At 68.6% G+C, this 10,242-nt stretch carries 12 protein-coding genes; 8 read left to right on the top strand and 4 right to left on the bottom strand.

Annotated elements, in window-relative coordinates; genetic code table 11:
- Positions 1–80 precede the first annotated feature (80 nt).
- The 6 genes from purS (at position 81) to BR39_RS0119940 (ending at position 5,838) form a co-directional block, all read left to right on the top strand.
- Entirely contained in the window at positions 81–320 is a 240-nt protein-coding gene (purS, locus tag BR39_RS0119965; protein ID WP_029915463.1) for a phosphoribosylformylglycinamidine synthase subunit PurS, read from the top strand.
- Between the two features lie 112 nt (positions 321–432).
- Entirely contained in the window at positions 433–918 is a 486-nt protein-coding gene (locus tag BR39_RS0119960; RefSeq protein ID WP_029915462.1) for a DUF3291 domain-containing protein, read from the top strand.
- Between the two features lie 102 nt (positions 919–1,020).
- Positions 1,021–2,460, top strand: coding sequence for an aminotransferase class V-fold PLP-dependent enzyme (locus tag BR39_RS0119955; protein WP_051695952.1), 1,440 nt, complete (start codon positions 1,021–1,023; stop codon positions 2,458–2,460).
- Positions 2,461–2,510: 50 nt separating this feature from the next.
- On the top strand, positions 2,511–3,173 hold the full coding sequence (gene purQ / locus BR39_RS0119950; protein ID WP_029915458.1) for a phosphoribosylformylglycinamidine synthase subunit PurQ: 663 nt from the start codon (positions 2,511–2,513) through the stop codon (positions 3,171–3,173).
- A gap of 20 nt (positions 3,174–3,193) precedes the next feature.
- A complete protein-coding gene (locus tag BR39_RS0119945; protein WP_156035844.1) occupies positions 3,194–3,844 on the top strand; it encodes a hypothetical protein in 651 nt (216 codons plus the stop codon).
- A 77-nt stretch (positions 3,845–3,921) separates the two neighbouring features.
- Positions 3,922–5,838 carry a CocE/NonD family hydrolase gene (locus BR39_RS0119940; protein WP_029915454.1) on the top strand — a complete coding sequence of 639 codons (1,917 nt, stop codon included), beginning with the start codon at positions 3,922–3,924 and terminating at the stop codon, positions 5,836–5,838.
- A 101-nt stretch (positions 5,839–5,939) separates the two neighbouring features.
- Here the strand turns inward: BR39_RS0119940 and BR39_RS26810 are convergent, their stop codons facing one another.
- The 4 genes from BR39_RS26810 to BR39_RS0119920 form a co-directional block, all read right to left on the bottom strand.
- Positions 5,940–6,104: a hypothetical protein gene (locus BR39_RS26810; RefSeq protein WP_197026735.1), complete on the bottom strand. Its 165-nt coding sequence runs from the start codon at positions 6,102–6,104 to the stop codon at positions 5,940–5,942.
- Between the two features lie 84 nt (positions 6,105–6,188).
- Positions 6,189–6,785, bottom strand: a complete 597-nt coding sequence (locus BR39_RS0119930; protein WP_029915452.1) for a peptidylprolyl isomerase — start codon at positions 6,783–6,785, stop codon at positions 6,189–6,191.
- Positions 6,782–7,177: a type II toxin-antitoxin system VapC family toxin gene (locus BR39_RS0119925; protein WP_029915450.1), complete on the bottom strand. Its 396-nt coding sequence runs from the start codon at positions 7,175–7,177 to the stop codon at positions 6,782–6,784. Before BR39_RS0119925 ends, BR39_RS0119930 begins: the two co-directional genes overlap by 4 nt.
- Positions 7,174–7,440, bottom strand: coding sequence for a type II toxin-antitoxin system VapB family antitoxin (locus BR39_RS0119920; RefSeq protein ID WP_029915449.1), 267 nt, complete (start codon positions 7,438–7,440; stop codon positions 7,174–7,176). The genes BR39_RS0119925 and BR39_RS0119920 overlap by 4 nt, the downstream gene beginning before the upstream one ends.
- A 67-nt stretch (positions 7,441–7,507) precedes the next feature.
- On the opposite strand from BR39_RS0119920, the gene purL reads away from it, so the two are divergent.
- Both purL and BR39_RS0119910 read left to right on the top strand, forming a co-directional pair.
- Complete coding sequence (purL, locus tag BR39_RS0119915; protein ID WP_029915448.1) at positions 7,508–9,724, top strand: phosphoribosylformylglycinamidine synthase subunit PurL; 2,217 nt, start codon at positions 7,508–7,510, stop codon at positions 9,722–9,724.
- A gap of 92 nt (positions 9,725–9,816) precedes the next feature.
- Complete coding sequence (locus BR39_RS0119910) at positions 9,817–10,188, top strand: hypothetical protein (RefSeq protein WP_029915447.1); 372 nt, start codon at positions 9,817–9,819, stop codon at positions 10,186–10,188.
- The last annotated feature ends 54 nt before the right edge of the window (positions 10,189–10,242 follow it).

Raw genomic sequence — 10,242 nt, 5'->3', positions numbered from 1 at the left:
CCGCCCGATTGCTGTGGATGGGACGCCCCCTCCACCGCTTCGCGGTCCCCCTCCCCCATTTCACGGGTGAGGAGAAGAAGTTGAAAGCCACTGTCCATGTGTTCCTGAAGCCCGGCGTGCTGGACGTCCAGGGCAAGGCCGTCGAGTCCGCCCTGCACGGCCTGGGCTGGGCCGGCGTCTCGAGCGCCCGGGTCGGCCGCACGATCGAGTTCGACCTGGCCGAGACCGACGCCGAGAAGGCCAAGGCCGAGGTCAAGGCCATGTGCGAGAAGCTGCTGGCCAACACGGTCATCGAGAGCTACCGCATCGACGTCGCCTGACGGCAACGATCGGGGACATGCGCGTGCGCGCTTTTTCTTTGCCCGGATTTCCGAACCGCCCCTTCCCCTCCAGCTTCGCCGCACCATGTTCGGTGAAACCGGCGGAGGCGACATGAGCGCGAAGTATGAACTGGCCCAGGTCAACATCGGCCGCCTGCGGGCGCCGATCGATCATCCGATGATCAAGGACTTCGCCGACAACCTCGACCCCATCAACGCCCTGGCCGAGGCCTCGCCCGGCTTCGTCTGGCGCCTGACGGGCGAGGGCAACAACGCCACCGACCTGCAGCCGTTCGACGACGAGATGATCGCGATCAACATGTCGACCTGGACCGACATCCCGTCGCTGGGCGCCTATGTCTACCGCAGCGGCCACGTCCAGTTCATGCGCCGCCGCCGCGAATGGTTCGAGCACATGGACCTCTACATGGTCCTCTGGTGGGTGCCGGCCGGCCACCGCCCGACCATCGAGGAGGCCAAGGCGAAGCTGGCCCTGCTGGAAGCCAACGGCCCGACGCAAGAGGCCTTCACCTTCAAGATCCCCTTCCCGGCCCCGGACGAGGCCAGCGTGGAGCCCGTGCTGGACGAATGCGCGTAAAGCGCCGCTCCTGAACGCTTCGCCCGCTCGCGAGTTGTTCCTAGAGGGCCTTGGGCCCCGGCTGGGACAGTCTCGATGGGCGTAGGGCGTAGGGAATTCCTCTTGGGCTCCGGCCTGGCCATGGCCGCGGGGCCGGCCCTGGCGCGTCAGACCCTGCCCAACGGGCCCCGGCCCTATCAGCCGCGCGCCGGCTATCCCAAGCCGGCGGCGAGCCCGCCGGCCGCCGCGCCCAGGCCGCCGACCTCGTACCCCAAGCCCGACGCCTTCGTTCCCCAGCCCAGGCCGGCGGCCGGAGCGGTTCCCGCGCCGCCCGCCGCGCCCGCCGTCTCGACGGCCGGGACCGACTGGGCCGCCGTGAAGGCCCAGTTCCAGACCGCGCCGGACGAGGTCAACATGAGCGCCATGCTGATCGCCACCCACCCCCTGCCGGTGCGCAAGGCGATCGACCAGTTCCGCCGCGAGATGGACTGGCGGCCCGTGACCTATCTGGAGGACAACAACCGCCGCCTGCAGGCCTACAGCCGCGCCGCCGCCGGCCGCTATCTGGGCCTGGACGGCGACCAGGTGGCCCTGACCGACAGCACCACCCTGGGCGCGGCCCTGGTCTATGGGGGACTGAAGCTGGGCTATGGCGACGAGATCGTCACCACCAACCAGGACTATTACATCACCCACGAAAGCCTGCGCCGCGCGGCCCTGCGCAACGGCTCGGTGGTCAGGCGCATCGACCTGTTCGACAGCATCGAGACGGTGTCGGAGGCCGGCATGGTGGCCCGCCTGATGGCGGCGGTCACGCCCAAGACCCGCGCCTTCGCCCTGACCTGGGTGCATTCCAGCACCGGACTGAAACTGCCCCTGCCCGCCATCTCGGCCGCCCTGGCCCAGGTGAACGCCACGCGCCAGGAGCCCGAGCGGATCGTGCTGGCCGTCGACGGGGTGCACGGCTTCGGCAACCAGGACGCCACCCTGGCCAGCCTGGGCTGCGACATCTTCATGGCCGGCTGCCACAAGTGGCTGTTCGGCCCGCGCGGCACCGGGATCATCGCCGCCAACGCCCAGGGCTGGTCGCGGCTGCGCCCCTCGGTGCCCAGCTATGTCGATAGCGCCGCCTGGACCGCCTGGATCAACAACTCGCCCCTGCTGGAGCACACCGACGGCCCGCTGATGTCGCCCGGCGGCTTCAAGGCCTTCGAGCACCTGTGGGCGATCCCGGCGGCGGTCGAGTTCCACGAGAAGATCGGCAAGCCCCAGGTGGCGGCCCGTACGGCCGAACTGGCCGAGCAGTTGAAGGCGGGCCTGGCGCTGATGCCTCACGTGCGCCTGGTCACGCCCCGTGACCCGCGGATGTCGGCGGGGATCGTCTCGTTCGACGTCCAGGGCCTGTCGACCGATTCCGCCGTCGCCCGCCTGCGCCGGCGCCGGATCATCGCCTCGGCCGCGCCCTACGCGATCCAGCACGTGCGGCTGACGCCCTCGATCATGAACAGCCCGGCCGAGGTGGACCTGGCGCTGGCCGAAGTCCGCGGCTTGGCGAGCGTTTAGGGACGAAGCGGCGCTGACATCCCGCGCGAACGGTGCTACAGGCCCGCGCCATGAAAGCCGCCGTCGTCGTCTTCCCCGGTTCCAATTGCGATCGCGACTGCAAGGTCGCCATCGAGCGCTCCGCCGGAGCCCGTGTCGAAATGGTCTGGCACCAGGAGACGGCCCTGCCGGACGACCTGGACCTGATCGTCCTGCCCGGCGGGTTCTCCTACGGCGACTACCTGCGCTGCGGGGCCATGGCCGCCCAGAGCCCGGTGATGCGCGAGGTGGTCAAGGCCGCCAACGACGGCGTGGCCGTGGTGGGCATCTGCAACGGCTTCCAGATCCTGACCGAGGTCGGCCTGCTGCCCGGCGCCCTGCTGCGCAACGCCAAGCTGAAGTACGTCTGCAAGCCGGTGGCCCTGGACGTGGTCAACAGCCAGACCCGCTTCACCGCCAGCTTCGGCGAGCAACGCTCGGCCGTCATGACCGTCGGCAACGGCGAGGGCAACTTCTTCGCCGACGAGGAAACGCTGAACCGCATCGAGGGCGAAGGCCAGGTGGTGTTCCGCTACCAGGACAATCCCAACGGCTCGGCCCGCGACATCGCCGGCCTCATGAACGCCAAGGGCAACGTCCTGGGCCTGATGCCCCACCCCGACCGCTCGTTCGACCCGGACCTGGGCTCGGAGGACGGGGCGATCCTCTTCCGCAGCATATTCGCCAGCGCCTGACGGGCGCCAGGGAGGTTCCGATGCGTCGTTTGTCGATCAGCGTAACCTTCCTCCTCACCGCACTGGCGGCGGGCGCCGCCCACGCCGACAACCGCTGCGGCTATGGCGATTTCGCCTACGCCGCCCAGGACGGCGTGGCCGTCTACAACGTCTCGCCGCCGACCGGGGGACGAACCTACTTCCAGGGCGACGGCGAAGGCTGTCCCGGCGCGCCGAGCTGCAAGCTGAAAAGCTATCTGGTGACCCAGGACGAGGTGCTGGCCAGCAAGGTCGGGAACGGCTGGGCCTGCGCCTGGTACGGCAAGGGCGATCGCCACACCGTCGGCTGGCTGAAGACGTCGGACCTGATCAAGTCGGCCGTCGCCCCCTCCGGCGAGGGCGACTGGCTGGGCGCGTGGCGCTTCGGCGACAACCAGATCACGATCACCCGCGACAAGAAGGGCTTCCGGGCCGAGGGCGAAGCGACCTGGAAAGGGCCGGCCTCCGTGCATGAGGGGGCGTTCAAGGGACGCATCGAGGTCAAGGGCGTGGCCGCCACCTACGCCGACCCCGAGGGCACGGAGCCCTTCTGCAGCGTCGATATGCGCCGCGTCGGCCGGTACATGGTGGTCGCCGACAGCGGAAGCTGCGGTGGCGCGTCCGTGAGCTTCGACGGCGTCTACGTCCGCTAGCGGCGCGAAACGCTGTTATATTATAGCGCCAGCTGAAAACCGCTCCTAAGGTGCCCGCACCATTGGGGAGCCCTTCCATGAGTCTCGCGTCGACCCTCCGCGCCGGCCTGCTGGCCGCCGCCGCCCTCACCGCCTTCGCCACCACAGCCGCACACGCTCAGACACCGCCGCTGACGCCGGACATCGACGGCAAGTACGTCGCGCCCAAGGACGGCTATGACTACGACAAGCGCGTGGTCATGGTGCCGATGCGCGACGGGACCAAGCTCTACACCGTGATCGTGGTGCCCAAGGGCGGCAAGAACGCCCCGATCCTGCTGACCCGCACGCCCTACAACGCCGCCAAGCGCACCGCGCGCAACGACAGCCCGTCCATGCTGGCCACCCTGGCCGAGGGCGACAGCGTCTTCGTCCAGGCCGGCTACATCCGCGTCATCCAGGACATCCGCGGCAAGTACGGCTCGGAGGGCGACTATGTGATGACGCGCCCGCTGAAGGGGCCGCTGAACAACAGCGAGGTCGATCACTCGACCGACGCCTACGACACCATCGAATGGCTGACCAAGAACGTGCCCGAGAGCAACGGCAAGGTCGGCATGCTGGGCAGCTCGTACGAGGGCTTCACCGTGGTGATGGCCCTGGTCAATCCGCACCCGGCCCTGAAGGTGGCCGCGCCGATGAGCCCGATGGTCGACGGCTGGATGGGCGACGACTGGTTCCACCACGGCGCCTTCCGCCAGCCGAACTTCGACTACTTCAGCGGCCAGACCACCAAGCGCGGCGCCGGCGACAGCGTCCAGCGCGGCGGCTATGACGACTACCAGACCTTCCTGAAGGCCGGTTCGGCCGGCGACTTCGCCAAGGCCCACGGCCTGGACGCCCTGCCCTGGTGGAAGAAGGTCAGCGAGCACCCCGCCTACGACGCCTTCTGGCAGGAGCAGGCGCTGGACAAGACCATGGCCAAGCAGCCCCTGACGGTGCCGACCATGTGGATCCAGGGCCTGTGGGACCAGGAGGACATGTGGGGCGCGGTGCACAGCTACGCCGCCGTCGAGCCCAAGGACGCGGCCAACGACAAGAACTATCTGGTGCTGGGCCCCTGGCGGCACAGCCAGGTCAACTACGACGCCTTCAACCTGGGCGTCTTCAAGTGGGACGGCGACACCGCCCTGCAGTTCCGCCGCGACGTGCTGCTGCCGTTCTTCAACCAGTACCTGAAGGACGGCGCGCCCAAGGCCGACACCCCGCCGGTGCTGATCTACGATCCGGGCCAGAACCACTGGGACCGCTACAAGTCCTGGCCTCAGGGCGGGACCAAGGCCCTGTACCTGGAGCCGAACGGCGGCCTGGGCTTCGCCGCCCCGGCGGCGGCCAAGGGCGCGGCGGCGTATGACGAATACGTCTCCGACCCGGCCAAGCCGGTGCCTTACATCCCGCGCCCGATGCAGTTCGGCGACCGCAGCCGCTGGACGCCTTGGCTGGTCACCGACCAGCGCAGCGTCGCCGACCGCACCGATGTGCTGAGCTACGTCTCCGAGCCCCTGACCGCGCCGCTGAAGATCGCCGGCGTGCCGAAGGTCAACCTGACGGCCTCGACCAGCGGCACCGACAGCGACTGGGTGGTCAAGCTGATCGACGTCTTCCCCGACGAGGTCCCCAGCCAGCCCGAGTTGGGCGGCTACCAGTTGGCCGTGGGCATGGACATCTTCCGCGGCCGCTATCGCGAGAGCTTCAGCGATCCCAAGGCGATCAAGCCGAACACGCCGCTGAAGTACCAGTTCATCCTGCCGACCGCGAACTACACCTTCCAGCCGGGCCACCGGATCATGGTCCAGGTGCAGTCCAGCTGGTTCCCGCTGTACGACCGCAACCCGCAGACCTTCGTGCCCAACATCTTCTTCGCCAAGCCGGCGGACTATGTGAAGGCCACCCAGCGGGTCTACCACGCGGGCGACACGGCCAGCTTCATCGAGCTGCCGGTGGTGGCGCAGTAATCCCCTCCGGCCCCTTGGGCCACCTCCCCCGGAGGGGAGGAATAAAAAGGGGCCGGAAGCTCACGCCTCCGGCCCCCTCCTTCACATCGGAGCATTCTTCGTCAGCGGTCGCGCCGCTGCTGGTCGGCCTGGTTGGCCTGGCCGCCCGGATTGCGGCCCTGCTCGTTCTGGCGATTGCGATCGCCCTGCTGTTGCTGCTGACCCGGAGACTGTCGTTGCGGGTCGTTCTGCTGCTGTTGCGGATTGCGGGTCTTGTTGTCACCCATGGGCTCTCTCCTTGCACAGCGCGCCGATCGCGCACGGTGAGGAAAACGGCCCGGGACTCGCCCCGTTCCTTCTGCGAAGCTGCCTTAGTTCCGGCTTAGCTTTTGAATCTTCACCGGATTTTCGATGATCTGCCCCTTCATGTAGGGATCGTCGGCCTTGGTCACGGTGGGGGCGTCGTGGATCTTGCGGACCACGTCCATGCCCTCGACCACCTTGCCGAACGCCGCGAAGCCCTGGCCGTCCTTGTTGCGCGCCCCGCCGAAATCCAGGGCCGGGTTGTCGCCAAGGCAGATGAAGAACTCCGACCCCGCCGTGCCCGGCTCGGCTCGCGCCATCGAGATCACGCCGTCGGTGTGCAGGATCCCCGTGACCTTCGTCGTCTCGTGGGCGATGGCCGGCAGCGGGCTGTCGTCGCGGTTCAGCCCGCCCTGGATGACGCTGATGGTGGCCGGGTTGTTGTCGTTCTTGGGCGAGACGGTCCGGTAGAAGCTGCCGCCGTCCAGCAGATGCTTGTCCGCATAGGCCAGGAAGTTTGCCACGGTGATCGGCGCCTTGTCCGGATAGAGCTCGATCACGATCGCCCCCAGGTCGGTGACCATCCGCACCCGGACGGGCGCGGGGCCGGCGGCGGTCAGCGGCAAGGCGGCGGCGAGCGCCAGCAGATGGCGGCGGGAGATCATGGGGCGGCTCGCTTCACATCGGTGTGGATGAAGTCATTTCCCTTGAACAGCAGCGGTTCGTCCAGGGACTTGGCCAAGGCGTAGACGAAACTGTCGCCGTAATTCAGTTCGGCGTCATGCCGGCCCTTCCCATAGGTCCGCCGAGCCTCGGCCGCCGCGTAGGCCTGCTCGGCGGTCACGGCGACAACCTCGATCCGCAGTTGGGCGAGGTCGCGATTCAGCAGGGAAATCCCCTTCTCCGGACTTATCCGACGCATATAGACCTCGGCCGCCTCGACATAGGACGCCGCCGACATCCGACGGCGCTTGGCGCGCAGCATCAGGACATAGAACGCGTCGCGCTCTGGTTCCTTCAAGGCCAGGGCCAGCAGGGCGGAGGTGTCGATGATCATCCAATCGGCTGACCGTGCTCGTCGTAAAGTTCGGCCTCGATCTCCCGCCAATCTCTGGGATCGAGCACCGGGCGCGCATCCAACTCCGCGAAGAAGGCCTGCTTGGCCGCCTCCTCGGCGTCCGTCAGCGCGAAGGGTTCAGACAACCGCGCCACCTTCTCGACCAGGGCCTGATGGATCGCCTCGGTCAGGCTTTCCCCCGTCACGTCAGCGACTTGCCGCGCCAAGGCCTCGGTTTCCGCCCGCTTGATGCTGATGCCCATTCTAGAAACACCTTTGACCTTTCTAGAATATAGCGGAATCCCCCGGGCCACGCTAGAAGGCCCGCCCATGAGCACCTCGACCTCCCCCGCGAAGTCCATGGCCGAGACGGCCGCCGAGTTTGGCCTCAAGCCGGAGGAGTACGCCGTCGTCCTCGACCGCCTGGGCCGCGAGCCCAACCTGGTCGAGCTGGGGGTGTTCTCGGTGATGTGGTCCGAGCACTGCTCGTACAAGTCGTCCAAGAACCAGCTGAAGAAGTTCCCGATCACCGGTCCGCGCGTGATCTGCGGCCCCGGCGAGAACGCCGGCGTGATCGACATCGACGACGGCGACGCCATCATCTTCAAGATGGAGAGCCACAACCACCCGTCCTACATCGAGCCCTACCAGGGCGCGGCGACGGGCGTGGGCGGCATCATGCGCGACGTCTTCACGATGGGCGCGCGACCGATCGCCCTGCTGAACGCCCTGCGCTTCGGCGAGCCCGACCATCCCAAGACCAAGCGCCTGGTCGACGGCGTCGTCGCGGGCATCGCCGGCTACGGCAACTGCGTGGGCGTGCCCACGGTCGCCGGCGAGACCAACTTCCACAAGGGCTACAACGGCAACATCCTGGTCAACGCCATGTGCGTGGGCCTGGCCGACGCCGACAAGATCTTCTACTCGGCCGCCCCCGGCGCGGGCCTGGCCGTGGTCTATTTCGGCTCCAAGACCGGCCGCGACGGCATCCACGGCGCGACCATGTCCTCGGCCGAGTTCTCGGAGGACTCCGAGGAGAAGCGCCCCACGGTCCAGGTCGGCGACCCCTTCGCCGAGAAGCTGCTGATCGAGGCGACGCTGGAGCTGATGGCCACCGGCGCCGTCGCCGCCATCCAGGACATGGGCGCGGCGGGCCTGACCTCGTCGTCGGTCGAGATGGCCGGCAAGGGCGGCGTCGGCATCGAGCTGGACATGGACATGGTCCCCCAGCGCGAAACCGGCATGAGCGCCTACGAGATGATGCTGTCGGAAAGCCAGGAGCGCATGCTGGCGGTCCTGAAGCCCGGCCGCGAGAAGGACGGCCACGCCATCTTCGAGAAGTGGGGCCTGGACGCCGCCGTCATCGGCCACACCACCGACACCGGCCACCTGGTGCTCAAGCACCACGGCGAGGTCGTCTGCGACGTGCCGCTGGCCCCGCTGTTCGACGACGCGCCGCTGTATGACCGCCCCTGGGTCCAGCCGACGCTGCATCCGCACCTCGACCCGGGCAAGATCGCCGCCCCGTCCGACTGGAACGCCGCCGTGCTGAAGGTGGTCGGCAGCCCCGACATGGCCTCCAAGCGCTGGCTGTGGGAGCAGTACGACCGCCACGTGATGGCCGACACCCTGGAAGACAGCGCCACCGGCTGCGACGCCGGCATCGTGCGCATCCACGGCAAGGGCAAGGCCATCGCCGTGACCAGCGACGTCACCCCGCGCTACGTGCAGAACGACCCCTACGAGGGCGGCAAGCAGGCCGTCGCCGAAGCCTGGCGCAACCTGACGGCCGCCGGCTCGACCCCGATCGCCATCACCGACAACCTCAACTTCGGCAGCCCCGAAAAGCCCGAGACCATGGGCCAGATCGTGCGCGCCACCGACGGCATGGCCGAGGCCTGCCGCGCCCTGGACTTCCCGGTCGTGTCGGGCAACGTCAGCCTCTACAACGAGACCAACGGCGTCGCCATTCCGCCGACCCCGACGGTCGGCGCCGTGGGCCTGATCGACGACTACGACCTGCGCATGGGCTTTGGAAATGTCGCCGAGGGGGATGCGCTGGTGCTGATCGGCGAGACCCACGGCGAGCTGGGCGCCTCGATCTATCTGCGCGAGATCCTGGGCCGCGAGGACGGCGCCCCGCCGCCGGTCGACCTGGCCCTGGAACGCAAGAACGGCGACTTCGTGCGCGGCCTGATCCCGACCGGCCTGGTCGCGGGCCTGCACGACCTGTCGGACGGCGGCCTGCTGATCGCCGCGGCCGACATCGCCCTGGCCAGCAAGGTCGGCGTCACCCTGAACGCCACCAGCCACGCCCACGCCCACCCCTATCTGTTCGGCGAGGACCAGGCCCGCTACTTGGTGGCCACGCCCGATCCGGACTCGGTGCTGGCGGCGGCCAAGGAAGCCGGCGTCCACGCCAACCTGGCCGGGGTGGCGGGTGGCGACGCCTTCGCCTCGACCGACCTGTTCAGCATCCCGCTGGAGACCCTGCGCACGGCCCACGAGGCCTGGCTGCCGGGCTTCATGGGCGCGGCCCAGGCCTGACCGGCGTCATCACGCGGACACAGACGCACCGCACAGACCGGAATCAAGGAGTCGCGTCGCGCGATGCGACTCCAACCCCTTTGGAGTTTGGCATGCGCAAGTTCTCGATTTTCGCCACGGCGAGCCTGACCCTGTCGCTGCTGGCCGCCTGCGCGCCCGCCGCCCAGGCTCCCACCCCCGCCGCCCCCTCCCCAACCGTTGAGGGCGCCGAGGCCTCGTGCGCCGCGCGCGGCGGCTCTATGCAACCCGTCGGCCGCCTGCAGCGCCCGACTTGCGTGGTGCCCTACGCCGACGCCGGCAAGACCTGCTCGGACAAGGCCGACTGCCAGGGCGCCTGCATCGCCGAAGGCAACCTGGAGGCCCAGGGCGCCACGACCGGCCAGTGCCAGAAGACCAACGTCCAGTTCGGCTGCTTCGCCAAGATCGTGAACGGCAAGGCGACGGCCGCGATCTGCATCGACTGATGATCGGGGGACATGCCCTCGCGGCGTGTCCCCACCAGCCTCCACGGCGCCAGG

This window comes from Caulobacter sp. UNC358MFTsu5.1 (genome assembly GCF_000712075.1).
Taxonomy (GTDB): domain Bacteria; phylum Pseudomonadota; class Alphaproteobacteria; order Caulobacterales; family Caulobacteraceae; genus Caulobacter.
The sequence above is the reverse complement of the archived record's forward strand: the minus strand, read 5'-3'. Positions and strand labels throughout refer to the sequence as shown.